The following is a 25,948-nucleotide window of genomic DNA, read 5'->3' on the forward strand; positions in this document are numbered from 1 at the left end:
CAAGAAATGTCATTTTTTTATGAAGTTCACCATATTGATTTTTGTCATTTCCAAGCCTTCTCAACTGACGTGATTGAAAACGAAACCACCGCCTTGACGGATTTCTCAGCAGCTTAGGAGAAACGAAAACAAGCAGAATTCGCTTATAGGGATTTATGATGTTCATAAGTATTAGTCTGAATTTGTCGAATAGTTTGTCATAAAAATTGCCCCTAAATGTAGTAATATTTGGGGGGAATTATTATTCAGTACATAAATTGGATATTGGGGGAAAACAGAATGAACGTAAATGAGGTTGTAATCGTAAGTGCAGTAAGAACCGCAATAGGAAACTTCCTAGGAAGTTTAGAAAATGTTTCAGCTACTCAATTAGGATCCACTGTCATAAAAGGAGCACTTCAAAAAGCTGGAGTTGATCCAAAAGACGTTGATCAAGTCATTATGGGGAATGTATTACAAGCTGGATTGGGTCAAAATCCAGCCAGACAAGCTGCCCTTGCGGTAGGTATCCCACAAGAGGCAACGGCGATGACTATCAATATGCTTTGCGGCTCAGGCTTAAAAGCGGTTCATCTAGCAACTCAAGCCATTCTTGCGGGAGAAGCTGAAGTAGTGGTAGCAGGCGGAATGGAGAATATGACTCAAGCTCCATACTTGTTAAAAGGCGGCCGCAATGGATTTAAGATGGGCGACCAGAAAATTCTCGACAGCATGCTTCAAGATGGGTTAACGTGTGCAGAAAATGACTATCATATGGGAGTTACTGCTGAAAACCTTGCTGAAAAATATGAAATCTCACGTGTTGAACAGGATGAATTTGCGACATGGAGTCAGCAAAAGGCGCAAGCAGCGATTGAATCCAATCGATTTGCCGATGAGATTGTCCCTGTAGAGGTACCAGGACGCAAAGGCCAAGTGACATTATTCAGTCAAGATGAGTTCCCACGCTTTGGAACAACTGCAGACGGATTAGCGAAACTTCGTCCTGCCTTTAAAAAAGATGGAACGGTTACTGCTGCTAATGCTTCAGGTATTAACGATGGAGCCGCCGCTTTGGTTGTTATGAGCCGTAAAAAGGCAGAGGAGTTAGGGGTCACCCCATTAGTTACCATTAAAGCTAATGCAACAGCGGGTGTCGATCCAAGTATTATGGGGATTGGTCCTGTCCCAGCTGTAAAGAAAGCGCTAAAAACAGCTTCTTTATCGTTAGAGGAGATTGATTTAGTAGAAGCAAATGAAGCATTTGCTGCTCAATCGATTGCGGTCGACCGTGAGCTTCACTTTAATAAAGAAAAGTTAAATGTTAATGGTGGTGCGATTGCCATTGGTCATCCAATTGGTGCAAGTGGAGCAAGAATTTTGGTTACTCTAATCCATGAAATGAAGAAAAGGGAAAACCTCTTTGGTCTGGCTACGCTTTGTGTCGGCGGGGGACAGGGTGTTGCAACGATTGTAGAGAATATTAAGTAAGAATAATAGAAATGGCTTGGAGATTACTCCAAGCCATTTTACTATCTGTAGATTATCTTTCTACTTCGATATGTTGGAAGCCATTATGTGTAGCATATACTTCATACCATTTGTATGTCGGAGATTTGAACCACTCATACTGAGGTAAATAAACCAAATATCTTACATTACCCTCCGCATCATAAAGCGTTTTGAATATCTTTACAGGTCCCATTTCATATAAATATCCTTCCATCCCATCCCTTACCAACATTTTTTCTGCTTCTTTTTCTTGCTTATACAACCCGAACAGCCCATCAACAAATAAACTCAATAAGACCAAAGTAACCGCGATTAAAACAAAAATTAGTAAAGTAAACAAATTAACATCCTCCTAAGATTTTCTAGAAACCTATGTATGATAACTATTCTTCTAATCTTCTAGACTTTGAGATACACCCCCATTATTTTATGGATTCCATTTCGATTGTACATCCAGGAGGGAAGCTAAGGTGTGATGAAAAATACAGATATGAGGATTTTTTAAAAGAATTATCCGTGTTTTTCGACAGAAAACGGTCAAACAAAAGAGGTGCTGTGCAATTCCTTTTTTTCATGAGTCAACGAGAGCAAAAGTAAATATAGGAAATTAATTTGGTTTACTACATACAATCGAAATATTAATGAATGTTAGGGTTAATGGATATTATGTATTAATAAAGGGGGGTTAAAGAAGTGGATGAGATAGATTTACACCATATATTCGAACTTGGACTTACATTAGTCATGATTGCTGCTGGTATCACTGCCATCTCTAAAAAATTAAAACAGCCATATCCAATTGCCTTAGTCATTGTTGGAACAGTTATTGGTCTGGTAAACATTCCATTATTAGAGCCTTTAAAGGATTTTATTACAAAAGGTGAAGTTTTTAACTTTGTTATCATTACACTCTTCTTGCCTGCTTTATTAGGCGAAGCAGCTTTAAAGCTCCCTTTTTCCTATTTAAAAGAGAATAAAGAACCTATTCTTGTTCTAGCGTTTGGAGCCACTTTGCTATCGTTTCTTATTGTTGGTTTATCTGCGGTATGGCTGTTAGGTTTTTCGATTTCTACTGCGTTTGTGTTCGCTGCTTTAATGAGTGCCACTGATCCGGTCAGCGTTATCTCCATTTTTAAAAGCGTTGGAGTGAACAAAAGGCTCGCTACTGTTATTGAAGGAGAAAGTTTATTTAATGATGGGCTGGCGGTCGTCCTGTTTAATATATCTGCTTTTTATTTACTTACCTACATAGATCTTGGGGTAGTAGGGATCGGTTATGGAATATGGGAATTTATAAAAGTCATTTCACTTGGACTCATTATTGGGGGTGTACTTGGCTATGGTTTCTCTAAATTAACCAGTTACTTTGACGATTACCCATTGGAGATCATCTTCAGCGTGCTTCTTTTTTACGGTTCATTCTTATTAGCTGAAGCCGTGCATGCCTCTGGTGTCATCGCCGTTGTTGTTGCTGCCTTGATTTTTGGAAATTATGGAGCAAAAATTGGAATGAGCCCGACGACGAAGCTAAATATTAATAATTTTTGGGAAGTTACTGCCTTGCTTGCCAATTCAATCGTGTTCCTAATGGTTGGATTGGAAATAACCAAGATTAGCTTAGCAGACAAATGGGGGTTAGTTTTCCTTGCCATCTTGATCATGCTCATTGCCAGAAGTATTGCTGTCTACGTAAGTTTGTTGTTTACCAGGAACTTTCCAACTTCCTGGAAGCATGTGATCAACTTGGGAGGTTTAAAAGGCTCATTATCTATTGCACTTGTTTTAAGTCTTCCTCATCAATTTACTGGCAGGGATGAAATCTTAATTGTTGCGTTTAGTGTGGTGCTGTTCTCTTTAGTATTTCAAGGACTATCTATTAAACCGCTATTATCCCTCCTAGGACTTCATAAAAAAGAAGAAGGGTATAAGGAATATGAAGAACTGATTGCAAGGGGACATAGATTCGAATCAGCCTTAAATGAAATACACACCGTTAGAAAAAATTTGTTCATTACCCAAACAGCAGCTAAAGAAGTGATTACAGAATTCGAACAGGAATTTTCTATATTACAGAACAAAATGGAGCAACTTTTTAAGAAATATCCCGGTCTGAAAGAAAAACAACAATTAATCTTACAAAAACAGGCGTTATATGCACAACATGAAGCTATTGAAAAATTGGTCAAAGAAGATATTATCTCAAACGAAGTTGCAGAGCATGAGCGAAACCAGATTACTGACAAGATTGTGGAATTAGATGATTTACATCAGTAATTAAATTGCCATCATAAACTTAGACACTAGGTTAAACATAAAAATAGCTACATCTTATTCAAGTTGGGGATAAGTTAGTGGCTTAGACAAAGAGATGAGTTGCAAATATAAATAACCTTATCACCAAAAAGACATCCACTGTGAGGATGTCTTTTTGGTGATAGGAGTTATTTCCTTAGTTCTCTTTTAAATCTATATACAAGTTTCCTTTGCTCCCTATGACAGCATAGGTGATTTCATTAACAGCTAGGTTTCTCTTACTTAGCTCATTCATGATCCATTTTTCGTCGTATGTTGATGCGGTTAAGTTCTCTAATAATATTTTCCCATTATAAATCAACTCGACCGGTACCGATTTATTGAAGGATAATTGCTTTAAATCCTCTTTGGTGGTTGATCGATAATGTGGCTTTTTTAAAACAGAGAGTGAGCCGTTTATCTCTAAAATGGCGCATTCTACTTCTTCTAAATTGAAAATGTCTTTGATACGTAAGGCCTGTTGCAGAGAATCTAGCGAATACCGCATCCGTTCCATTGATTCTGTAAGAATTTCTCCATTTTGAATTAAGATCGCAGGTTCTCCAGCAATCCATTTCCGGATGTGTGGATTTTTTACAGCGATAAGATTTAGTATGAAAACAACCGCGCCCAAAATAATAAATGCAATAATAAAATACATAAATTTAATTTTTATATTAAATGCTAGATTTCCTGCGATGGTTCCTAGTGTAATCGATGCGATATACAGGTGATAAGTCTTCTGTGCAATCGTTTGTTTCCCGAGGATGAGGAAAAATATCCATAATAAAATGAATGAAGTAAACGTTCGAATAATAATCTCAACGGACTCTTGCATGGTTTTTTCTCCCTAAAAAATTTTAACAAACGATACGGGATAGTATGTTCTTCGTACGAATTCATTATTCTAACTGAAACTAGAAGGCTCTTTTTATGTGAAAATAATTATGCTGCAGAAGAATCATGGTTTTGCTAGCCTACGTCAAAATCAGGTTCATTGAGTCCTGAAACTAATGCGTCCCGTGCGGCCAGTAAACTTAGTTTTATGAAAAAGAGTTGTCCATTGAGTCTTTCGTTGTCTTCTGTTAGTTGAATTGCAAGTTCACAATAGTTAATGGAATCTTCCGTTTTATTAGTAGCCAGAGAGATTCGATTGTCAGATAGGTTAATAAGGTGTTGATTATCTTGGCTTTGGGAGACAATCGGGGCAAGTGTAAACACAGGGTCACTTGGGAAGTGCGTGTCAAATGGTAAATCTTTTATGGCAAGATAGGCTTCGGTTAGGTTATCGACAGCATCTTGGTAAAATTGGATTTTAATTGGATTCGGTGGTAAAGGAAAAGCTGACATCTCCAAAAAGAGAGCTAAAGCACTATCAGCAAATCGAATTGCTTGGACCGTGTATGCCAAAGTTGTTCGTATATTTGTAACTAAATTAGCGGACATTTTTTCCACTCCAAACCTGATGAATTGTTTTAGTGTATGGAAATTAAGACTAGCCTGTATAGGACACATCGGCAAATAATAATAGAAACTAAATCGAATCGGAAATCCCAATACCACAAAGTAATTTTGGAAGAATAATTTATCGGAATAAAATTGTAATAAACCGGGAATGGTATACCCATATAATGTAAAGGGTGAGCAAAATGGAACCAACTGCGATTCGATTAACTGCTCCGGAGATTTCAAGTCTTTGGACTCAATATATGTTTGAAACCATGGAGATTTGTTTTATCAGATATGCACTTGAACATTTGGATGATCAGGATATTATTGAAATTTATAAACAATCTCTTGAACTTTCAGAACGACATGTCCTGCGAGTGAAGGAATTTTTTTTACAGGAGAATTTCCCAATCCCACACGGATTTACTGAAAAGGATGTTAATATTCAAGCTCCGCGTCTGTTTCAAGACCCTTTCTATTTATATTATATGTATATAATGATATTACAGGGGTTAACAGGGTACGCGCTTTCTGTAGGTACCTCGTTACGCGCCGACCTCCGCCAATATTTTATTAACTGTAATACCGAAACCATTTTAATTTTTGAAAAAACTATTGATATAATGCTGACCAAGGGGATTTACTCGCGTCCGCCCATTATAACTCCTGCAGTAGCGACGGATTTTGTAAAACATCAGAGCTTTTTAACTGGTTGGTTTGGGGAGCGTCGACCTTTAACTGCGTTAGAGATTGGGGATATTACATTTAATATGAATAGAATGCACCTTCATGCGGCATTAAAGGTAGGCTTCAGGCAGGTGACTGCTTCAAACAAGGTTCGTAAATACATAAATAGAGGAGCAGACATTGCTAACAAGCATATTGCTGCCTTTGGGAAAATATTTCGTGAAGAAAGGTTGAATTTCCCCATCTCATTGCAATCATATGTAACGAGTTCCACCACCGCTCCTTTTTCTGATAAATGGATGATGTATCAAATCCAGTTGTCAACGCAAGCAGCCATCGCCTATTACGGAGCCGCTTTAAGTGTAATTGCAAGATATGACCTTGGAGAAAAATATGTAGCACTTACGGGCGAACTTTTGAGGTATGCTGAAGATGGAGCCAACTTGATGATTGAAAATGGCTGGTTAGAAGAACCACCGAAAGCAAGTGATCGAAGAGCATTAGCCAAGGGTGAAAAGGAAGGTATGGATGGCCGAGATTAGGTAGAAAAAGACGATTCGGAGTTCCGAATCGTCTTTTTATTATGCTCTAACGTTTGCCTTGTCGTTGTCAGTAGTTTTTTTGCTCATTTTTCTTACGAAAGGAACTACCCAGCGGTCTAAACCGATTCTGCCTGCATTGTAACCAGCAGTTAGAATGATGAAGCCTATGAAAATGTCTCTAGGGTTATGAGATACAGTACCAGCTAAGAAAAAGCTGAAGTTCATCACTAGACCAAAGAACATTGCTGTAGTTGTTAAGCAACCTAAGATTAAGCCTAAACCGATTAATGTTTCGCCCCATGGTACGATGACGTTGAAGACATCGACGTTTGGCAGTGCAATGTGTTTCAAGAAGTCTACATACCATCCAAATACAACCGCGCCATCTGGACCTTTTACTGGATTTGCGATTGCCCCTTTTAAAAATCCTGCCGCATCAAAGCCGCCGCTTGATAATTTTCCGTAACCAGCTGTAAGCCAAGAATAACCAAGGTATAAACGTAAGACCGTAAGAATGGCCGCTGCAATTTTATTTTCTCTTAAAAATTTATTAAACATAAATGATTCCGCCTTTCATAATTTGTATGTTCTTTATGATTACACTATATTGCATTTTTCACCTAAACAACATGGGTATAGTAACAAGTTCACACTTTGTTTAAAATGTTTTGACGAACTTTTGAACAGCGGTTTTCACCAATTGTATAGAGAGTGCAATTAAAGGTTCGTTAGGTTTTGGTTCAAATATTCAAGAACAGTACATACATTTATAGTAGGACAACGGAGATTTAAAATCTAATGACGGACAAGTACTATTTCCAAAATGAAACCATGAAAAATAACGCTTGGAAAGGGAGAAAAAATGGATTTTTTACAAGAAATGATCACGAGTTATAGTACATTTTTTTCACTAGATGCGCTAGAAAAAGTCTTTATGAATCCAGCTAGCTGGGGAGTAATCGGTTCTCTTGTAATTCTTGAAGGGTTACTATCTGCCGATAATGCACTGGTGTTAGCTATTTTGGTTAAAAATTTACCCAAGGAGCAACGAAAAAAGGCTTTATTCTATGGGATATTCGGAGCGTATCTATTTCGAATCCTAGCGATAGGATTAGGAGTTACCTTAGTCAATATCGGTTGGATAAAAATTATTGGAGGACATTACTTACTTTGGATCGTGATTCAAAACTTTATCCAGAATAATGGTAGCGAAGATGAAATTCCATCTAAACATTTGGGATTCTGGAGAACCGTGTTGACGGTTGAACTTATGGACATTGCCTTTAGTCTTGATAGTGTGATTGCAGCATTTGGAGTATCTAATCAGGAGTGGGTATTATTTATTGGTGGTGTGATCGGAATCCTAATGATGCGTGGTGTTGCGCAACTATTTTTATCATTAATTGAAAAAGTCCCTGAAGTTGAAACGACTGCCTTTATTTTAATAGCGATTATTGCTATAAAAATGATTGTTTCTGCATTTGGATACGATTTAGACGAATTTGTTTTCTTTTCAATTTTGATTTCTGTATTTTCCGGTACCTTCCTTGTTCATTTCATTAGAAAAAGTACTGGGAATGGAAAACATATTTCATAGATATTTCACTATTAGATGTTAATATTTTCCTCCTGTATGAGATAATCTAATTGATTCATATAAAAGGTGAAGCAGGGAGAGATGATCTAATGGTGATCGAAAGTATTTGTCCCAAATGTGGAGAGATTAATAACATAGAGCATCATGGCGAACAAATCCTAACTGTATCATGTAAACATAACCATTTTTATGAACACATTGTCATACCTTATTCAAGAACCTCGGAGATTAAAGATGATAAGCGCAGAAGGTTAGAGGAAATGATTGTCGAGAAAAAATTCCAACGAATGAGCGAGAAATCAACCATTTGTCTGCTTATTTTTGAAAATGGTTATGAAGTCGAAGGCCGTTCAACGGTTCGAAATCCAGAAGATTTTCATTTAGTTATTGGTAAAGATAAGGCATATGAACAAGCATTAAAACATGCAATGGTTGCGTTAGGGGCATATTTAGTTTAATTTTCAGGAGACTTATCATTTACTATAAAAGAGTCCCAGTGGAAACGCATGGGACTTTTCATATACCAAGAATTAATTTCATGATTCGAATATTTCGGGAATGAAAATAATTCCTCTTTGTGTTATTATAGACCATATTCAAATGGTTCTGGATAAAATTAGGAATCAAGACCAGCTTTGGGAGATGGAGTAGCATGCTAAACTGGAAACGTAATTTGTGGGTGCTTTGGATTGGAGTCTTTTTTACAGCAGCAAGCTTTTCCATGGTTATTCCCTTTTTGCCGATTTTTCTTTTGCAAATTGGTGTGCATGAACATACGGAATTGTGGGCGGGCTTGTTATTTAGTGCCGCGTTTTTTTCAGGGGCGATTGCCTCGCCATTTTGGGGAAGAATGGCTGATAAATATGGGCGGAAGCCGATGATTATTCGGGCAGGCTTTGCTCTTTTTGTCATCTATACGTTAATGGCTTTTGTGACCAATCCTTATCAAATTTTAGCACTGCGGATTTTGCAGGGATTATTAAGTGGTTTCATCCCTGGTGCTATTGCCTTGATTGGTACCAACACGCCAGGCAATAAGTTGGGCTATGCTCTTTCCCTTATTTCTTCAGCTTCTGCCTCAGGCAGTATCCTTGGTCCATTGTTAGGTGGGGGGATTTCTCATTTAGTCGGGAATCGGTGGGCATTTGCCAGTGCAGGAACAATTGTATTTCTTGCCACCATTTTGATTATTTTTTGGGTAGTGGAGGAAAACTTTACACCTAGTAAGGTTCGAGGGTCGGTTAAAAACGACTTTAGATTAGCTTTGACCAATCGTCCTTTTTTTCTTGTCCTTATCTTAACAGTGGTTACGAGCTGTTCCATTATGACCATTGAGCCTGTGCTTCCATTATATATCGTGAAATTAGGGGGATCATCCGAAAATGCCTCGTTATTAGCAGGTGTTGTCTTCTCGCTGCCAGGAATTGCGAGTGCTTTATTTGCTCCATTTTGGGGGAAATGGGCAGATAAAGTGGGCTTTCAACGAGTATTATTTATTGGGTTATTGGGCGGTGGATTAGGGACTGTCGCTCAAGTTCTGTTCAGTCAAATTTGGGGATTTTCAATTATCCGCTTTGTGTTCGGCATCTTTTTCTGTGCTGTCTTCCCGGCGCTCAATGGTCTTGTGGTTAAGTCGACAACAGAGGATTTCCGAGGCAGGGCATTTAGTTTGAACCAAACTGCCAACCAGTTGGGCGGGATGATTGGCCCAATTATTGGCGGGTTCCTTGGCGGGATTTTCCCCGTGCACAGTGTTTTTATCGTAACTGGTATTTTATTATTAATAGCGACCGGAACGGTCTATTGGAAAGGAAAGACCTTAAACAGTCGTGCTCTGAAAAGAAAGGTGCTTATTTAAATCTAAAATCTCTTATCCTATTTTTCGGATAAGAGGTTTTTTGTGTTACATTAGAAGCAGATATCCAAAGTTAGGCGGGGGACACATGATTTATAAAAAATCTGTAACAGAAACGATCCGTAAGCGTCAGTCAATAAGAACATATGAGAATCAAGCCATATCTGCAGTACATTTACAACAAATCCATGATTATATCAATGATAGTGGTCATTTGAAGGGACCGTTTGGACAGACTGGACGAATTGTCCTTGTTGAGGTTAAAAAAAATGTAACTGACAAGGGAATAAAACTAGGAACATATGGATTTATTAAAAATCCTAGTGGATATTTGGTCGGAATTACTGAAAATAATCGTGAAGCTCTCATTGATTTTGCCTTTACTTTTCAAAAGCTGGTGTTATTTTTGACGGAGTTGGAGATTGGTACTTGTTGGATGGGTGGGACATTCAGTAGAAATTCATTCGAAGAAGAGATTCAGTTAGATGAATCTGGTTTCATTCCTTGTATCACACCGATTGGATATCCGAAGCAAAAACAACGCGTGTTTGATAAAGCGGTCCGTTTAGTTGTAAAAGCAGACAATAAAAAGCCATGGGATAAGCTTTTTTATGATACCGATTTCGAAAGTAATTTAACGAAGGAAAATGCCGGTCTTCTTGAAGTGCCGGTAGAGATGGTGAGGCTGGGGCCGTCTGCTTCTAACAAACAACCGTGGAGGCTCGTAGTTTCCGAGGATCGTAAAATTTGTCATTTTTACATTGAACATACGCCCAACTATAGTACTAAATTAGGCTATGATATGCAGTTATTGGATATGGGAATCGCGATGTGCCAATTTGAGTCAGCCTGTCAGGAGCTAAATATCAGTGGGAACTGGGCAGTAAGTGACCCCGAAATAACTCCCCTCAGTAAACAAACTGAATACATCGTCAGTTGGCATTTAGACAGTTAGATTTTGAAAGGAAATTTGAAGGATAAATATGTGATAGAAGGTACATAAGAGGGAGCGGTAAGATTGTCAAATCAACAAATTAAACAAGAAAAGAATGTTCATAGTTTACGTTCAGATTGCAGCCAATGTTTTGGATTATGCTGTGTGGCTTTGCCTTTTGCAAAGTCGGCTGATTTTGCGATTGATAAAGAAGCAGGGACTCCTTGCCGCAATTTACAATCCGACTTTCGGTGTGGGATTCATAAGAATCTGAGAAAAGAGGGATTCAGAGGCTGTGTTGGTTATGAGTGTTTTGGTGCAGGGCAAAAAGTTTCACAAGTCACTTATCTTGGCAACAATTGGCGCGAGCAGCCGGCGATAGCAAGGGAAATATATGAGGTATTTCCGATTGTGCAACAACTTCATGAGATGCTTTGCTACCTAAATGAAGCCCTTAGTCTTGATGATACACAGCCAATTCATGAAAAATTGAAGTATTCTATAGAAGAAACAGAGAAACTTACCTATCTAAGTCCTCGATTAATCTTAGAGGTAGATGTTCCGACCCATCGAGCAAGTGTTAATGAATTATTACTCCAGACAAGTGAACTGGCACGAAATAAGGTTCTAAATAGGAAAGAGGTAAAGAGGAAAGATTTTTTGGGGGCAAAGTTAAAAGGAGCTGACCTAAGAGGAGCAAATTTAAGAGGAGCGTTGCTGATCGCGGCGGACTTAAGGAATGCTGATCTTCGTGTGGCTGACCTTATTGGTGCAGACTTGAGAGATGCGGATCTACGCGGGGCAAATCTGACAGGAAGTTTGTTCCTGACTCAGGCACAAATCAATTCAGCCAATGGAGGTCTTACAACTAAGTTACCAGCTGGATTATATATTCCCGATCATTGGATGGAAGATGAGCTTAAGGTAGAGGAATAATCAATATTGACGACCGAAACTATGGAAAAAGCGGAGGAACGGTCGTCAATAGGGGGCTTTGAAGACCGAATCTAGAAAAAAAGCGGAGGAAGGGTCGTCAATAGGAGGCCTTGAAGACCGAAATTATGAAAAAAGTTATCTAACGGTCGTCAATCGACTATAAACAATGCATTTCTTTTTCCGCCTCGTCCCATGAAAGGGAGTAGCCTTGCCCTTTAGAGCAGAAGATGGATGACGAGGTATATTCTGGGTCTGCGTCCTTGTTGTAATTAATTCTTTCCATTACTTGGCTTGGATTGTGGCATGGGTAATAACCGCCGACAACTAGATTAAGTGTTCCTTTTCCTTGCGTAATGGATGCGAATTCTTGACTATAATTCATAAAGGTAGCAACTGGAACCTTCCCAGTAATTAGGGTACTATTTCCTTCCATGATAGGAGTGTTAAAGCTGCCGTGGGCATTTTGAATATCAGTTAAAACTTTACCCATATATTCAAAATCCATTTTGATCTTAAAATCATAAAACGGTTCAAGCATGATGTTGTTTGCTTTTTCCAGCCCTTGCCGCAATGCGCGAAAAGAAGCTTCTCTAAAGTCCCCGCCAGACGTGTGCTTATTATGGGCTCGCCCAGTTAGTAGTGTAATCTTTAGATCTGTGAGCGGCGAACCGGTTAGTAATCCATGGTGATCCCTTTCAAAAAGGTGATTGCGGATAACGTTTTGCGTTCCAATTGGTAACTGATCGGTATGGCACAAACTTTCGAAGGTGATCCCGCTATTTCTCACCGCAGGCTCCAACTTTAGATGTACTTCTGCATAATGTCCAAGTGGTTCAAAATGGCCGTAACCAATAACCTCTGAAGAAATTGTTTCTTTATACAGAATCTCCGGTTCCTCAAATGCGACATTAACCTGAAAGCGTTCCTTCATAACATCTTTAAGTACCTCGAGCTGGATCATTCCCATGATGTGAATATGGATGTCTTGGGTGCGTTCTTCCCAGATAACATTTAAGGCAGGGTCTTCGGCATCCAGCATTTTAAAATACCGCAATGCTTCTTTCGCATTCTGTGATGGTTCAAAAATAACCTTAGACTTTAATGCGGAGGTCATTTCGAATTCGGTTGTATCCTCTAATATCCCTAAACCATCACCCGCTGAAGCGGCCGACAATCCTGTCACGGCAAAAATATCTCCTGCCATCACTTGGTCGACCGTTTTAAATTTGCTTCCATTATATGTTCTTAACTGAGTGACTTTTTCTGAGAGGAAAATTTCATTATCCCCATACCGTATTTCATCCCTTACTTTTAATCTGCCTTGCAGTGCTTTGATAAAGGTAATCCTGGTACCTTTTTCATCATAACGAATTTTGTACACCCGGCCAGCAAATGCTCCATCACTTCGATAATCGGAAGTGGTCAGCATGTCTAATTTTTCAAGGAAGGAACTAATGCCGAGGTCTTGTAAAGCTGAACCATTTGAACAAGGGAAAAGCCTTAACTCTTTCACCATATTTTTCATTGTTTCTACCCAAAGTTCTGGTTCAAAACCTGTCTCCAAGTAGGTGTCTAAAAGGTATTCGTCACGCTCGGCTATAAATTCAGTCAGTTCTTTATTCAACTGAACCTTGTCATCAGTCACAGTTACAGCCTCTGTCATATCAAATACATCTGCGCTTAAATTCTTCTGAATTTCCTCAAATACTCTTGCTGGGTCAGCACCGACACGATCCGTTTTATTGATAAAGAATAAGGTTGGGACCTGATGTTTTTGGAGGAGTGTCCACACAGTTTCCGTATGACCTTCAATTCCTTCTACGGCACTAATAATCACAATCGCGTAATCCATCACTTGGATGGCCCGCTCCATTTCAGGAGAGAAGTCGACATGGCCCGGTGTATCAATCAGATAATAATCGGATTCATTATAGAAAAACATAGCTTGATCAGCGAAAACGGTAATTCCTCTTTGTTTTTCGATTGTATGTGTATCAAGAAAGGTGTCCTGATGGTCGACACGTCCTCGTTGTCTAATGGTTTTCGTATGGTAGAGCAGTTGTTCAGCCAATGTGGTTTTCCCAGCATCGACATGAGCAAACATACCTATCGTTTTTTTCATGATGCCACCTCAAAATTATTAACTATCCTATCAATTATACCAAAAGAGGTAGCGCTGGTTATTGTAATTTAATGAAATACAAGAATGGCCAAAGAACAGGAAAAAACACGGCTATATTGGAACCGTGTTTTCATTGTTTTACTCTTAACAATCATGGTGTTTATTAAGATGTAATGGAGGCGGGATTAACCAGCCTTTTTCTTTATTTAATCGAAGGACCTTGCCACCAAGTGCTACCTTTTGAGCATGGAATTGCGCATACATCATCGCAACATCTTCTCTAATTGACTTACCAATGACCGCACTACACGCTACTAAGCCAGCTGCTATGTCTGCCCCAAGTGTAGCTGCGATTGCTGGGTCTGGAATTCTTGCTCCTACAGGGATGTCCTCAAGGCATGCTTCAGGTGGCTCCGGAGCCGCAGGAGGTAAGCCAACTCCATTTTCTTTTAACAGTTCTTCTACTTGTTTCTTTTCGTGCTGGCAGGTTTCTATTGCTTCAACCAGTAACTTCTTTAAATCATCATCACCAGCATGGTTTAACATTGTTTGATAACCAGCTATCATGCTATTTCCAACTAGTAGCGAAGACCAAATATCAAAGACTTCACCGTAGTGCAATGGCTCTTCTTTCGGATTTCCACTTAGTATTCCCATTGTTGCCCTCCTTAGTGTATAAGTAAATTTATTCATAAAGTGCCACCTTTCCTTAAGCACAGCACATTTATATAATGTCCCGGATATACATATTTCATGTAATTCTTTAAACTAAAAAAGTGCAGGATGTGGCATTACTTTAAACCAAAATGACTTGTAATTTTCTATCTTCCTTGCAAAAATGGTCATTTAGTAATTTTATTATTCTCATCCAATCCAAATATATTTTGGACATGTCTCCAATTTTTCTTCATAAAATGTACAAGTTAGGACATGTGTAAGAGTGGAGTGGTTATCTTGAGTATGAGTATTTTGGCAGGTTACATAATCCTGGGCTTTACATTAGCGGCTCCAATTGGTCCGGTTAATTCTGCCCGCTTGGATAAAGGCATTAAGAATGGCTTCTGGCATGCTTGGGTGGTTGGGGCAGGCTCGATGATTGCAGATGGGATTTTTATGCTGTTGGTTTATTTAGGAATGGTTCAATTTCTCGGCATTCCGATTGTTCAAATTTTTCTTTGGTTATTTGGCGGATTTATCCTCATTTATTCAGGAGTAGAAAGTATTAAAAATGCTAATACCATCACTCTTAATTATAGTAGACAAAAGGAGCCACTGTTTAAGTGCTTCCTGACAGGATTCATTATGTCTATTACGAGCCCGTTGTCTATTCTCTTTTGGTTAGGTATTTATGGTTCCGTCTTGGCAAAAACTGCTCAAACGAATGGAACAGAATCACTCTTAATTTATAGCAGTATGATCTTTCTCGGTCTTACTTTTTGGGATATTTTTGTAGCCGCGTTGACCACTGGTTTTAGGAAGCTTTTAAATGTGAAAAGTTTAATTGCTATTTCAATCGTATCTGGATTATCACTTGTTGGCTTTGGCTTATATTTTAGCTACCAGGGGGTAGATGCGCTATTGAGGTAATTTAGGAAAAATTTCTATTGTATAGGGGACATCAATGGTGGTCACTAACAGAGGTCCTTGTTTAAATGAACTAAAATCAATAATGATTGGGCATTTGGTAAGTATTACTTTTTTACTTTACGGTTAATTATTTAGCTTAAAAGCAAAATAAAAAAGGTAACAAATGAAAAGGGAGGTATAACACATGCCAAAAAATAAGCAGACACCTTCACCAGAAGTTGATCAGAAACAACTTTTAAACGATAAAGTTGACGCGTCAAGAAAAAACAACTTTGAGGATAATCATGTTCGACGTGTTACTCCAAACGGTGCACAAGGACAGTAATATTCAGAAATAAAAACGACAGTTGTAAATAACTGTTGTTTTTTTGATGATATCAAGCCAGAGGAATTATATAATATTTGGATAGCAGACTATGGCGTAGTAAAATTTTTTAAGAAACTGGAGGGATTCTTTGATGAATTCTAAGTACGCACCATTATTCGAAACATTTTCATTTTCAAATGGGGTTTCCTTAAAGAACAGAATTGTAATGGCTCCTATGACTAATTTTTCATCCAATTCGGATGGTACGGTTACAGATGCCGAGGTAAATTATTATGGCAGACGTTCAGGTGGAGTAGGAATGGTTATTACGGCATGTACATATGTGACTGCGAATGGAAAAGGATTTCATGGTGAATTCGGTGGGGACCGAGACGAACTTATCCCAAGTTTACGGAAAATAGCTACTGCAATTAAAAAGCAAGGGGCAAAGGCTGTTCTGCAAATTTTTCACGGCGGACGACAAGTCCCACCTGAACTAGTCCCAAATCAAGACGTGGTTAGTGCTAGCAATGTACCGGCAGAGGGAGCTGGGAAACCTGTCCCAAGGGAGTTAACAGATCCGGAAATTTTAGCTATTATTAACGATTTTGGCGAAACTACCCGTCGTGCAATTGAAGCAGGATATGATGGGGTTGAGATTCACGGAGCTAATGGCTATCTTATCCAACAGTTTTTTTCTCCTCATTCCAACCGTCGTGAAGACAAATGGGGAGGCAGTCTCGAAAAACGTCTCGCATTCCCGCTGGCGATTGTTGATGAGGTGAAAAAGGTAGCAGCGGAACATACAAATGAACCATTTATTGTTGGGTATCGCTTTTCACCAGAGGAACCAGAAACTCCAGGAATTACAATGGCAGATACCTTAGTTTTAATAGATGCTTTGGCTAAAAAGAATCTTGATTATCTGCATGTTTCCCTTCAGGATTTTTGGTCCACACCAAGACGAGGGGTAGACGACACGCGCTCGCGGATTGAAATTATCCAAGAACGAGTTGGAAAAACGGTTCCGGTTATTGGTGTGGGTTCGCTCTACACCGTGGATGATGCGTTAAAAGCGATCCAATCAGGCGTACCTTTAATTGCCTTAGGCAGGGAAATGATTATTGACCCTGACTGGGTACAAAAAGTAACTGAAGGCAGAGAGGCAGAGATTATAACGAAAATTGATAAAAGCAAACAACAGGAGCTTGTGATTCCTGATCCACTTTGGCAGGCGATTATCCATACACCAGGATGGTTTCCGGGTGTGGAGTAAACTAAGATAGCTTTTAAAAAAGCAACAGGTCCTTTTTCGGGTACCTTCTTATTAAACGATACAAGAAAAGTCGTATAAATGGGTATACGTCTTTTCTTTAGGTTAACCACTCTAGCTGATAAATAAAGGGTAATAAGTTTACTCTTCTCTTTCATAACTAATATATATGTATACTTCTTTACTATTCTGATAAACTTCTTCTTGAGCGGTGTTTTGATTGTTCATCAGTCTAGAAAAAATATAAGGGGGATATGAAATGTTTGACGAGGGGTACATTGAAGTAACCGGAGGAAAGGTCTGGTATCGTTTATATAATAAAAATGCCAAAGGGACTCCCGTGATTATTTTACACGGCGGACCGGGTTCTTCCTCCTATTCGCTCCAAGGATTAAAGGCACTTGCGGATGACCGTCCAGTAATCTTTTACGATCAATTAGGATGTGGAAAATCGGATAGACCAACAAACCCATCACTCTGGCAAATTGACCTCTTTGTGGAGGAGTTAGCTCAAGTAAGAACAGCATTAAATCTTGAAGAAATACATATCCTCGGCCATTCCTGGGGAACGACACTTGCGGCGGCCTATTGTTTAACCAAGCCTAGAGGCGTGAAGAGTGTTATTTTTTCAAGTCCATGCTTAAGCGCTCCCGTGTGGGAGCAAGATCAAAAACAGAACCTCGAAAAGCTGCCTAAAGAAATTCAAGCTATCATTACAAGATGTGAAGAAAATGGTACGACGGACTCTGAGGAGTTTGAAGAGGCTACAAAGGAATTTAACAAAAATTTTGTTTGCCGATTAGATCCCTATCCAGAATGGTTAAAGCAAGGCTCTCAATATAGAAATCCTGAAATTTACAATATTATGTGGGGGCCATCTGAATTTACGGTACTCGGGAATCTGAAAGAATTTGATTGTACAGCACGATTAAAGGAAATAAATTGTCCCACATTATACACTTGCGGTCGGTTTGATGAAGCTACACCAGAAACCACCCAATACTTCAGTAGCTTGACTCCAGGTTCATCTTTTCATGTCTTTGAGCACAGTGCTCATATGCCCTATGTGGAGGAGCCTGAAGAATATCTACATCAGATTGGTGATTTCCTGAAAGCAATTGATTCCCTTTAACAAGCTATTAGGCAGTCTAATGTCTAGACTGCCTTTATCTCATTATGGGATTCAAGATTAGAAGTTCATATTCAAATAGTTACAGGACATCTAGTTTTGCAACAAGTGCCACAAGGATTTGAAGCAATGCTTGGATATTTACTGCTACTTGAGTATCAGTAGTAGTAACTTTTACATCCTTAGAGCCATGAATAATCGTTTTTTGAGAATTGCGCTGTCTTGTTTTGAAGATTTGCTTAAGGTCTTGAACCACTGCATTGCCTTTTTCAGAATCACCAATTGTTATAGTGATTACAATAGCAATCGCCACTTGAATCGCCGCTTGCAAAGAAACTGCTACTTGAGTATCTGTTGTATGAACATCAACGCATTCAGAATCTTTAATAACAATCCATTCAAATGATTGTTGTTGACTTTCTACTACTTGCTTAGCGTCTTGCATAACATCTGCTTCATTACTTTTTTTATCACAATTTTCCAATGCCTTCCATTTTTCACTCATATTTTTCACCTCTTATTATTTTTATAGAATATCTAATTTAGCAACTAATGAAACTAACACTTGCAGTAATGCTTGAATATTAACTGCTACGTCAGTATCAGTTGTGATAACGTTGATGTCTTTTGAATTTTCGATAATGATTTTTTGTTTGTTGGATTGCTCGGAATCGAAATGCTGGAGAAGATCTTGGACTACATTTTGGCCTTTATCAGAATCGCCAATCGTAATTCGAATCACTAATGCGATCGCTAGTTGTAACCCGACTTGAAGGGAAACAGCAGCTTGAGTATCTGTTGTTTGAACACAGATGTTACAGGAATCTTTAATGAAAATTAGTTCATTAGATTCTTGGCTTGTTCCTGCGAACTGATCTGCATCCTGGACAACATCAGCATGGTGATTATCTGATGATTTCATTTCTTTGTCCTTGTTTTTTTTCTTTTCTTCTTTTTTATTTGAAGACATTTTCTAACACTCCTTTTGTTTTGGTCTCGATTTAATATACGAGGTTGTCCCGTATATTGCTTGGACAAATTTACTATTTTACAAATTTTGTATAAAAATAAAAAAACGCCTAAAAGGCGTTCTAGAGGATACGCGTCTATTTAGAATCTGTCTTGTTATCTGCGTTTGGCGGCTTAACGAATGATTCAACCTGCTGGGTTAAATCGTTGACCAAGTCTTTAAGCATTTGTTTTTGTTCGTTTGATAAATTTCCCTTTGCATGATCTATGTTAATTCCATTTTTTTTGAGAATATCACTTAAGAGTAAATCAATAATTGTATTGGGAATCTGTGGATTTTGGGATGAATCACTCACATCAATCGCTCCTTGTATCAAATTTATACCAATATCAGCATATGCAAATCCCATTTATAATTCCTACACTATTTACAAGAAATAATGATAAAATATCTTAATAGAATAGATAGGGAGAGGTTAGGAGGGGGAGTATGGATTCGTTACAAGCGAAAGAAATGCATCAAGAAGTTCCACTTTTTCAACTATTAATGAAATCCAAGCATTTCACGGCACTGCTTTTTGGGCAAATTTTTTCCTTATTAGGAAGTTCGATCACGAATGTGATTCTCCCAATCGTTGTCCTTCAAGTATCAAAATCAACGGCCATGATGGGTACCGTCATGGCCATCTATATGCTACCATTTGTTATTCTTCTCCCTTTTTCAGGGGTAATGGTTGATAAAATGAACAAAGTTAAAATCATGTTTGTCGTCGATCTTGTTCGTTTTTTTCTTATGCTGTTATTAGCTGTATTTACTTATTTGGGTCACTTAAATATGATTCTATTATTTTCCTTAATGTTTATTATGGGGACAATGGATAGCTTCTTTCAGCCTGCTTATTCAGCAGTAAGAGCAAAGGTATTTACCACAGAGATTCGCAATGGAGCGAATTCTGTTACCCAAGTTAGTGTGCAGGCGTTAAGAATCTTTGGACCGATAATCGGAGGGGTGATTATCGGCTCCTTTTCAGCGTCATGGGGGTTTGGGATTGATGCGATCACGTACATAATTTCATTGTTCTTTTTATTGAGTCTTCGCTCACTAACGTTTCAAACATCGACAGTTTCCTTGGGAAAGGAAAGCTCTATAAAAAAAGATTTCTTCGAAGGAATTGCGGTATTGAAACAGGAGGCCTGGTTATGGATTACGATTCTAACATTTTCGTTAATGAATGTTTTTTCAGGCGGAATTATTCGAATTATTATTCCCTGGCTGATTAATATCCACTATGACTTTGAACCATATGTGTTTGGGCTCGTTCTCTCAGCATCAGGAGCTGGGGCAATTGTTTGCGGGCTTGTGTTTGGTTTAAGGAAAGAATGGAAACATCGAGGACTGCTAGCCTATATTGGTGTAGCTGTTAGTGGTCTAGGTTTATTGTTTATGCCATTTGTATCGTCCATTCCCTTATTAATGTTCCTCATGTTCCTTGAAGGGGCAGGGACGATGTTGTTTGGTTTGATTTGGGAAATTAGCCTTCAGGAGTTGGTTCCTGAGGATAAATTCGGAAGGGTAGTAAGTTTAGATATGCTTGGTTCCTTTGGTTTATTACCAGTTGGGTATTTACTAACGGGATGGTTAGCGGAAGGAATTGGTGAGATTGTTACACTCATTACTTTTAGTGTGATTATGGTTGTGATCTCTGTTTTGCTCATGTTTAACAAAGGGATCCGCCATTATAATTAGGTTTATCTGTTGGAGGAAAATATGAAAAAGAATAAGTATGTGTTTTGGGGTCTGGTGATTACGACCTTGATTTCAGCACTCGATGCGAATATTATGCAAACAGCCAGTCCGACGATTGTGAAGCAGCTTGGCGGGATGGAGTATTTTGCATGGATATTCGTTGTATATATGTTAGCAAGTACAGTGACTGTGCCATTGTACGGCAAATTATCGGATATGTATGGCCGGAAAAATCTATTAATGTTTGCGGTTGGATTATTTACGCTTGGCTCAATCCTTTGTGGGTTGGCGAATTCCATGGTGATGTTGATACTCTTTAGAGGCGTTCAAGGATTAGGAGCCGGCGGGATGATTCCCCTTTCGATGATTATCGTAGGAGATTTATTTACGATTGAAAGACGGGGGAAAATTCAAGCGGTGTTTAGCAGCATTTGGGCTATCTCATCGATTATTGGCCCAATTTTGGGCTCTTTCTTTGTTGAAGCACTGACATGGAGATGGATTTTCTTTATTAATATTCCCATCGGTATTGCCACCATTCTTTGTTTAATTCCCTACAAAGAACAAATTGAATTTAAGAAAACCCACATTGATTATAAAGGATTCTTTATGTTCGGGATTTCAATTACGCTTTTATTACTATCAACTAATATAAAAAATTCTCTTTGGTATATTATCATCGGAATGATTGGGTTAATTGTCTTCGTTTTAGTTGAGAGGAAGGAATCACAGCCGTTCTTGCCTGTTTCTTTGTTTAAGAACAAAGGGATTCTGATGACCAATTTATATATGCTTGTTTATTGTCTGGCCTTTTTTGGAACATCCAACTTTATTCCTTTGTACCTGCAAGAAGGTAATCAGATGAGTATTTATAAAAGTGGATTAATCCTGTTAAGTATTGCGGTTGGCTGGACGTTCGGAAGTACCCCTGCCGGAAAGTGGATCCTTCGCTTTGGATATAAAATTTTATTCATTATCGGAAGCTTCATCACGACTGTTTCTGGTCTAGCATTATACCTATTCATCACAGATCTATCCTATATTAGTTTGTTTGTCATTTTAACTATACAGGGTGTAGCATTTGGTTTAATCTTTGCTATTGGAACCATCGCATCTCAGGAATTTGCTGAACCCCAGATCAAGGGAATGTCTACCTCACTGCAAATGTTTCTTAAAAACATTGGGACATCAACAGGCGTAACTATCATGGGTCTCATTATTAACCATAATGCAAACATCCATATCGGCATGAAAAACGTCTTCCTCTTTGCTTTGGTATTAAGCATAATTAATATTTTCCTAAGTTTTCTTATCCCAGCAAAAACAACCGCATTCAGTAAGAGTACCTAGAACACAGCAAAAAGGTACCTGACACCCAATGAGTTATTGGTGTCAGGTACCTTTTTTTGTGGAGTTTACTTAAGTATCTCTCTAAACTCTTTCCCTCTCTGAACGTAGTGTTCACTTGACATTTGCAACAATTCCAAGTCTTTTTGAGTGATTTCACGGACTACTTTTCCAGGTGAACCCAATACAAGGGAGCGGGGTGGTATTTTTATTCCCCCAGCAAGCAGCGTGTTGGCCCCGATAATACAATCGTCACCAACTTCTACGTTATCTAAGAGCGTCGACCCCATTCCAACAATAGATCGCTTGCCAACCTTACAGCCATGTAAAATCACATTGTGGCCAATTGTCACATCATCGGCAATTTCGACCGGGAAACCTTCAAATAAATGGATCGTCGAATTGTCCTGAATGCTGCATCGCTCACCGATTATAATGGGACCGTCATCTCCGCGAAGTACCGCATTAAACCAAACAGATGAGTCTTTGCCAATCCGTACATCACCAATTAAATAGGCACCAGGTGCAACAAAAACAGATTCATCTACACTAGGGGAGATACCTTTGTAAGGGATAATCAAAATTAACACTCCTTCTATTAACAGAATTTTCCTTCTATTAAACTAATATATCATTTTTTAAAGCTAAGATGTCTAATTGCCAAATATACACGCAAAATTTATTTTAATCATTATTGGTGCAAAATTATTTTGCTATTTTTAATATTTTATATATTTTGCGCAAAATATTTTTGCTACAATGAACCATAATCCCTTTGTTTATGCAAAAAACAAGCTGGCACAGAACTTGCATATTAATTTAATGTAGCAAATGACAAGGGGGAACAGCATTTGAAAACGTATACACATGAACCATTTACTAACTTTAATGATGAAAAAAATAAACAAGCATTCCAGGATGCGCTTATCTTTGTCCAAACGGAGCTTGGTAAAGATTATCCAGTCGTAATCGGGGGAGAAAAAATTACGACAGACGAGAAAATTATTTCTATTAATCCAGCAAATATAGAAGAAATCATTGGCAGAGTATCAATGGCCGACAAAGAATTAGCCGAACAAGCTATGAATGCCGCATTAACCACATTCGAATCATGGAAAAAGTGGCGCCCTGAACATCGTGCCAACATTTTATTCAAAGCAGCTGCGATTTTGCGCCGCAGAAAACATGAATTTTCAGCCTATCTCGTAATAGAAGCCGGAAAACCGTGGAAGGAAGCAGATGCAGATACAGCCGAAGCAATCGACTTCATTGAATATTATGGCCGCCAAATGCTTCGCTTGAAAGAGGGTTCACCAGTTGAAAGCCGGACGGGAGAATTTAACCAATATCACTATATTCCACTAGGAGTGGGAATTATTATTTCACCTTTTAACTTCCCATTAGCGATAATGGCGGGGACAACGATTGCAGCGATTGTTTCGGGAAATACCGTTCTCCTCAAGCCTGCCAACTCAACTCCTGTGGTTGCGGCAAAATTCGTTGAATTGATGGAGGAGGCAGGACTTCCACAAGGTGTTTTAAACTTTGTGCCAGGAAGCGGCGCCCAAATTGGAGATTATCTTGTGGATCATCCAAAAACACGCTTCGTTTCCTTTACCGGATCACGTGAGGTAGGCTGTCGTATTAATGAACGGGCCGCAAAGGTTCATCCTGGCCAAAAATGGATTAAACGTGTGATCGCTGAAATGGGCGGTAAAGACACAGTGGTAGTTGATAACGATGCAGATTTAGAGTTAGCTGCTTCAAGTATTGTTTATTCTGCGTTTGGTTTTTCAGGACAAAAATGTTCGGCAGGTTCTCGTGCTGTTATTCATCAGGACGTCTATGATGCGGTTCTTGAGAAGGTTGTCGCTTTAACAAAAACACTTACAATTGGAAATCCTGAAGACGTAAACAATTATATGGGCCCGGTTATTGATGGCAAGTCTTTCCAAAAAATCATGAATTATATCGAAGTAGGCAAGCAAGAAGGTCGACTTATGACAGGCGGAGAAGGCGATGATTCAAAAGGGTACTTCATTCAACCAACCATCTTTGCAGATTTAGATGAAAATGCCCGCCTGATGCAGGAAGAAATTTTCGGCCCAGTTCTTGGTATTAGTAAGGCCCGTGACTTTGACCATATGATGACGATTGCAAATAATACGGACTATGGTTTAACAGGTGCCTTAATTTCGAATAATCGCGAACATATCGAACGCGCTCGTGAAGAATTCCACGTCGGGAATCTATATTTCAACCGTGCATGTACCGGTGCGATTGTTGGTTATCAGCCGTTTGGCGGTTTCAATATGTCAGGAACGGATTCCAAAGCGGGCGGCCCAGAATATTTACTGCTTCACATGCAGGCTAAAACCACATCTGAAACACTATAAAAACTACATCGCAGGGCCTCAAATCGGCAAACCTGAAAAAAATTGAAGGGGGAAATAACATGTCAGCAGCTACAGAAACAAACAAAACTAATCAAATTATTGAACAAACACATAAATTCGGAGCCAATAACTACCATCCACTGCCAATCGTCATTGCCAAGGCGGATGGCGTGTGGGTAGAAAGCCCAGAAGGAAACCGTTACATGGATATGCTTAGTGCGTATTCAGCCGTGAACCAAGGGCATCGTCATCCGAAAATTATCCAAGCCTTAAAAGATCAAGCGGATAAAGTAACGCTAACTTCCCGTGCTTTCCATAATGATCAACTCGGACCATGGTATGAAAAAATTTGTCAGTTAACGAATAAAAATATGGCACTCCCTATGAATACTGGTGCGGAAGCGGTTGAAACGGCCCTTAAAGCTGCTCGCCGCTGGGGTTATGATGTAAAAGGAATAGCAGAAAATCAAGCAGAAATCATTGCTTGTATTGGAAACTTCCATGGTCGGACAATGGGGGCCGTTTCGTTATCATCCGACCCAGAATATAAGCGCGGCTTTGGACCAATGCTTCCTGGCATTAACTTAATTCCTTACGGAGATCTTGAAGCATTGAAAGCAGCGATCACACCAAACACTGCGGCATTTTTAATTGAGCCCATTCAAGGTGAAGCTGGAATTATCGTGCCTCCAGTCGGATTTTTGAAAGCAGCTGCTGACCTATGTAAAGAAAATAATGTGTTGTTCATTGCTGATGAAATACAAGTGGGCTTAGGCCGTACTGGTAAAATGTTTGCCTGCGATTGGGAAGATGTAAATCCTGACATGTTGATTCTAGGTAAAGCCTTAGGCGGCGGGGTATTCCCAATTTCCTGTGTTGTGGCAAATTCAGATGTTTTAGGAGTATTCAATCCAGGATCACACGGTTCAACGTTCGGAGGGAATCCATTAGCATGTGCGGTGTCACTAGCTGCCTTGGATGTGATTGAGGAAGAAAAACTAGCCGAACGCTCACTTGAATTAGGGAAATACTTCTTTGAAAAAATACAGTCTATTAACAATCCAAAAATTAAATCGGTTAGAGGCAGAGGTTTGTTCATAGGGGTTGAACTTACTGAAGAAGCACGGCCATATTGCGAGCGTTTAAAGGACGAAGGCTTATTATGTAAAGAGACCCATGATACCGTCATTCGTTTTGCACCACCGCTTACTATTACCAAAGAAGAAATCAATTGGGCGTTCGAAAAAATTCAAACGGTTTTAAGTTAAATTTTATATAAAAGCTAGTA

General features: G+C 39.0%; 26 protein-coding genes. 16 read left to right on the forward strand and 10 right to left on the reverse strand.

Annotated features, from left to right (window positions below; all coding sequences use genetic code 11):
- Positions 1-279: 279 nt before the first annotated feature.
- Positions 280-1,470, forward strand: a complete 1,191-nt coding sequence (locus V7121_RS21295; RefSeq protein WP_335547727.1) for an acetyl-CoA C-acetyltransferase — start codon at positions 280-282, stop codon at positions 1,468-1,470.
- 52 nt (positions 1,471-1,522) lie between these two features.
- Here V7121_RS21295 and V7121_RS21300 read toward each other — a convergent pair whose 3' ends face one another.
- Positions 1,523-1,831 carry a hypothetical protein gene (locus V7121_RS21300; protein ID WP_335494065.1) on the reverse strand — a complete coding sequence of 103 codons (309 nt, stop codon included), beginning with the start codon at positions 1,829-1,831 and terminating at the stop codon, positions 1,523-1,525.
- A 353-nt stretch (positions 1,832-2,184) separates the two neighbouring features.
- Here V7121_RS21300 and V7121_RS21305 point away from each other — a divergent pair, with 353 nt between their 5' ends.
- Complete coding sequence (locus V7121_RS21305) at positions 2,185-3,765, forward strand: cation:proton antiporter (protein ID WP_335547728.1); 1,581 nt, start codon at positions 2,185-2,187, stop codon at positions 3,763-3,765.
- Positions 3,766-3,940: 175 nt separating this feature from the next.
- Here V7121_RS21305 and V7121_RS21310 read toward each other — a convergent pair whose 3' ends face one another.
- Both V7121_RS21310 and V7121_RS21315 read right to left on the reverse strand, forming a co-directional pair.
- The gene (locus tag V7121_RS21310) at positions 3,941-4,621 is read right to left on the reverse strand and encodes a DUF421 domain-containing protein (protein WP_335547730.1); all 681 of its coding nucleotides are present in this window, start codon (positions 4,619-4,621) and stop codon (positions 3,941-3,943) included.
- Between the two features lie 134 nt (positions 4,622-4,755).
- Positions 4,756-5,229, reverse strand: a complete 474-nt coding sequence (locus tag V7121_RS21315; protein WP_335547732.1) for a hypothetical protein — start codon at positions 5,227-5,229, stop codon at positions 4,756-4,758.
- 203 nt (positions 5,230-5,432) lie between these two features.
- Here V7121_RS21315 and V7121_RS21320 point away from each other — a divergent pair, with 203 nt between their 5' ends.
- Positions 5,433-6,461, forward strand: coding sequence for a DUF3231 family protein (locus tag V7121_RS21320; protein ID WP_335547735.1), 1,029 nt, complete (start codon positions 5,433-5,435; stop codon positions 6,459-6,461).
- A 39-nt stretch (positions 6,462-6,500) separates the two neighbouring features.
- On the opposite strand, the gene V7121_RS21325 is transcribed toward V7121_RS21320, so the two are convergent.
- Entirely contained in the window at positions 6,501-7,019 is a 519-nt protein-coding gene (locus V7121_RS21325) for a DoxX family protein (protein ID WP_335494056.1), read from the reverse strand.
- 304 nt (positions 7,020-7,323) lie between these two features.
- Between V7121_RS21325 and V7121_RS21330 the strand changes: the two genes are divergently transcribed.
- The 5 genes from V7121_RS21330 to V7121_RS21350 all read left to right on the forward strand — a co-directional run bounded on the left by V7121_RS21330 (position 7,324) and on the right by V7121_RS21350 (position 11,783).
- Entirely contained in the window at positions 7,324-8,058 is a 735-nt protein-coding gene (locus tag V7121_RS21330) for a TerC family protein (RefSeq protein WP_335547736.1), read from the forward strand.
- Between the two features lie 89 nt (positions 8,059-8,147).
- Entirely contained in the window at positions 8,148-8,516 is a 369-nt protein-coding gene (locus V7121_RS21335; protein ID WP_335494052.1) for a Gp49 family protein, read from the forward strand.
- Positions 8,517-8,710: 194 nt separating this feature from the next.
- On the forward strand, positions 8,711-9,916 hold the full coding sequence (locus V7121_RS21340) for an MFS transporter (protein WP_335547739.1): 1,206 nt from the start codon (positions 8,711-8,713) through the stop codon (positions 9,914-9,916).
- 85 nt (positions 9,917-10,001) lie between these two features.
- Positions 10,002-10,868: a nitroreductase family protein gene (locus tag V7121_RS21345; RefSeq protein WP_335547741.1), complete on the forward strand. Its 867-nt coding sequence runs from the start codon at positions 10,002-10,004 to the stop codon at positions 10,866-10,868.
- A gap of 63 nt (positions 10,869-10,931) precedes the next feature.
- Positions 10,932-11,783 carry a pentapeptide repeat-containing protein gene (locus V7121_RS21350; RefSeq protein ID WP_335547742.1) on the forward strand — a complete coding sequence of 284 codons (852 nt, stop codon included), beginning with the start codon at positions 10,932-10,934 and terminating at the stop codon, positions 11,781-11,783.
- 157 nt (positions 11,784-11,940) lie between these two features.
- Here V7121_RS21350 and V7121_RS21355 read toward each other — a convergent pair whose 3' ends face one another.
- On the reverse strand, positions 11,941-13,905 hold the full coding sequence (locus V7121_RS21355; RefSeq protein WP_335547744.1) for a translation factor GTPase family protein: 1,965 nt from the start codon (positions 13,903-13,905) through the stop codon (positions 11,941-11,943).
- 144 nt (positions 13,906-14,049) lie between these two features.
- A complete protein-coding gene (locus tag V7121_RS21360) occupies positions 14,050-14,562 on the reverse strand; it encodes a DUF3231 family protein (protein WP_335494044.1) in 513 nt (170 codons plus the stop codon).
- A gap of 297 nt (positions 14,563-14,859) precedes the next feature.
- On the opposite strand from V7121_RS21360, the gene V7121_RS21365 reads away from it, so the two are divergent.
- The 4 genes from V7121_RS21365 (at position 14,860) to V7121_RS21380 (ending at position 18,204) form a co-directional block, all read left to right on the forward strand.
- Positions 14,860-15,492, forward strand: a complete 633-nt coding sequence (locus V7121_RS21365) for a LysE family transporter (protein ID WP_335494042.1) — start codon at positions 14,860-14,862, stop codon at positions 15,490-15,492.
- A 184-nt stretch (positions 15,493-15,676) separates the two neighbouring features.
- Positions 15,677-15,817 carry a hypothetical protein gene (locus V7121_RS21370; protein WP_335494040.1) on the forward strand — a complete coding sequence of 47 codons (141 nt, stop codon included), beginning with the start codon at positions 15,677-15,679 and terminating at the stop codon, positions 15,815-15,817.
- Between the two features lie 133 nt (positions 15,818-15,950).
- Positions 15,951-17,075: an NADH-dependent flavin oxidoreductase gene (locus tag V7121_RS21375; protein WP_335547745.1), complete on the forward strand. Its 1,125-nt coding sequence runs from the start codon at positions 15,951-15,953 to the stop codon at positions 17,073-17,075.
- 256 nt (positions 17,076-17,331) lie between these two features.
- Positions 17,332-18,204, forward strand: coding sequence for a proline iminopeptidase-family hydrolase (locus V7121_RS21380; RefSeq protein ID WP_335547747.1), 873 nt, complete (start codon positions 17,332-17,334; stop codon positions 18,202-18,204).
- A gap of 79 nt (positions 18,205-18,283) precedes the next feature.
- Here the strand turns inward: V7121_RS21380 and V7121_RS21385 are convergent, their stop codons facing one another.
- The 3 genes from V7121_RS21385 to V7121_RS21395 form a co-directional block, all read right to left on the reverse strand.
- Positions 18,284-18,706 carry a spore coat protein gene (locus V7121_RS21385; protein WP_335494034.1) on the reverse strand — a complete coding sequence of 141 codons (423 nt, stop codon included), beginning with the start codon at positions 18,704-18,706 and terminating at the stop codon, positions 18,284-18,286.
- A 21-nt stretch (positions 18,707-18,727) separates the two neighbouring features.
- Complete coding sequence (locus V7121_RS21390) at positions 18,728-19,171, reverse strand: spore coat protein (protein WP_335494032.1); 444 nt, start codon at positions 19,169-19,171, stop codon at positions 18,728-18,730.
- Between the two features lie 136 nt (positions 19,172-19,307).
- Positions 19,308-19,580, reverse strand: coding sequence for a spore coat protein (locus tag V7121_RS21395; protein WP_335547748.1), 273 nt, complete (start codon positions 19,578-19,580; stop codon positions 19,308-19,310).
- 80 nt (positions 19,581-19,660) lie between these two features.
- On the opposite strand from V7121_RS21395, the gene V7121_RS21400 reads away from it, so the two are divergent.
- Positions 19,661-20,917, forward strand: coding sequence for an MFS transporter (locus V7121_RS21400; RefSeq protein WP_335494028.1), 1,257 nt, complete (start codon positions 19,661-19,663; stop codon positions 20,915-20,917).
- A gap of 21 nt (positions 20,918-20,938) precedes the next feature.
- The gene (locus tag V7121_RS21405) at positions 20,939-22,267 is read left to right on the forward strand and encodes an MFS transporter (protein ID WP_335494026.1); all 1,329 of its coding nucleotides are present in this window, start codon (positions 20,939-20,941) and stop codon (positions 22,265-22,267) included.
- A gap of 65 nt (positions 22,268-22,332) precedes the next feature.
- On the opposite strand, the gene V7121_RS21410 is transcribed toward V7121_RS21405, so the two are convergent.
- Positions 22,333-22,845 (reverse strand): gamma carbonic anhydrase family protein, encoded by a 513-nt coding sequence (locus tag V7121_RS21410; RefSeq protein ID WP_335494025.1) that lies wholly within the window; start codon positions 22,843-22,845, stop codon positions 22,333-22,335.
- Positions 22,846-23,115: 270 nt separating this feature from the next.
- Between V7121_RS21410 and pruA the strand changes: the two genes are divergently transcribed.
- Positions 23,116-24,660 carry an L-glutamate gamma-semialdehyde dehydrogenase gene (gene pruA, locus V7121_RS21415; RefSeq protein WP_335547750.1) on the forward strand — a complete coding sequence of 515 codons (1,545 nt, stop codon included), beginning with the start codon at positions 23,116-23,118 and terminating at the stop codon, positions 24,658-24,660.
- A gap of 59 nt (positions 24,661-24,719) precedes the next feature.
- Complete coding sequence (locus V7121_RS21420; protein ID WP_335494022.1) at positions 24,720-25,928, forward strand: ornithine--oxo-acid transaminase; 1,209 nt, start codon at positions 24,720-24,722, stop codon at positions 25,926-25,928.
- Positions 25,929-25,948 lie beyond the last annotated feature (20 nt).

The sequence above is a fragment of the Neobacillus drentensis genome, assembly GCF_036962125.1.
GTDB classification, from domain to species: Bacteria; Bacillota; Bacilli; order Bacillales; family Cytobacillaceae; genus Neobacillus; species Neobacillus drentensis_B.

Coding starts and splice junctions, on each gene's coding strand:
- V7121_RS21295 (WP_335547727.1), top strand. CDS start 280: ATGAACGTAAATGAGGTTGTAATCGTAAGTGCAGTAAGAACCGCAATA.
- V7121_RS21310 (WP_335547730.1), bottom strand. CDS start 4,621: ATGCAAGAGTCCGTTGAGATTATTATTCGAACGTTTACTTCATTCATT.
- V7121_RS21315 (WP_335547732.1), bottom strand. CDS start 5,229: ATGTCCGCTAATTTAGTTACAAATATACGAACAACTTTGGCATACACG.
- V7121_RS21320 (WP_335547735.1), top strand. CDS start 5,433: ATGGAACCAACTGCGATTCGATTAACTGCTCCGGAGATTTCAAGTCTT.
- V7121_RS21325 (WP_335494056.1), bottom strand. CDS start 7,019: ATGTTTAATAAATTTTTAAGAGAAAATAAAATTGCAGCGGCCATTCTT.
- V7121_RS21330 (WP_335547736.1), top strand. CDS start 7,324: ATGGATTTTTTACAAGAAATGATCACGAGTTATAGTACATTTTTTTCA.
- V7121_RS21335 (WP_335494052.1), top strand. CDS start 8,148: ATGGTGATCGAAAGTATTTGTCCCAAATGTGGAGAGATTAATAACATA.
- V7121_RS21340 (WP_335547739.1), top strand. CDS start 8,711: ATGCTAAACTGGAAACGTAATTTGTGGGTGCTTTGGATTGGAGTCTTT.
- V7121_RS21345 (WP_335547741.1), top strand. CDS start 10,002: ATGATTTATAAAAAATCTGTAACAGAAACGATCCGTAAGCGTCAGTCA.
- V7121_RS21355 (WP_335547744.1), bottom strand. CDS start 13,905: ATGAAAAAAACGATAGGTATGTTTGCTCATGTCGATGCTGGGAAAACC.
- V7121_RS21360 (WP_335494044.1), bottom strand. CDS start 14,562: ATGGGAATACTAAGTGGAAATCCGAAAGAAGAGCCATTGCACTACGGT.
- V7121_RS21370 (WP_335494040.1), top strand. CDS start 15,677: ATGCCAAAAAATAAGCAGACACCTTCACCAGAAGTTGATCAGAAACAA.
- V7121_RS21375 (WP_335547745.1), top strand. CDS start 15,951: ATGAATTCTAAGTACGCACCATTATTCGAAACATTTTCATTTTCAAAT.
- V7121_RS21380 (WP_335547747.1), top strand. CDS start 17,332: ATGTTTGACGAGGGGTACATTGAAGTAACCGGAGGAAAGGTCTGGTAT.
- V7121_RS21385 (WP_335494034.1), bottom strand. CDS start 18,706: ATGAGTGAAAAATGGAAGGCATTGGAAAATTGTGATAAAAAAAGTAAT.
- V7121_RS21390 (WP_335494032.1), bottom strand. CDS start 19,171: ATGTCTTCAAATAAAAAAGAAGAAAAGAAAAAAAACAAGGACAAAGAA.
- V7121_RS21395 (WP_335547748.1), bottom strand. CDS start 19,580: ATGGGATTTGCATATGCTGATATTGGTATAAATTTGATACAAGGAGCG.
- V7121_RS21400 (WP_335494028.1), top strand. CDS start 19,661: ATGGATTCGTTACAAGCGAAAGAAATGCATCAAGAAGTTCCACTTTTT.
- V7121_RS21405 (WP_335494026.1), top strand. CDS start 20,939: ATGAAAAAGAATAAGTATGTGTTTTGGGGTCTGGTGATTACGACCTTG.
- V7121_RS21420 (WP_335494022.1), top strand. CDS start 24,720: ATGTCAGCAGCTACAGAAACAAACAAAACTAATCAAATTATTGAACAA.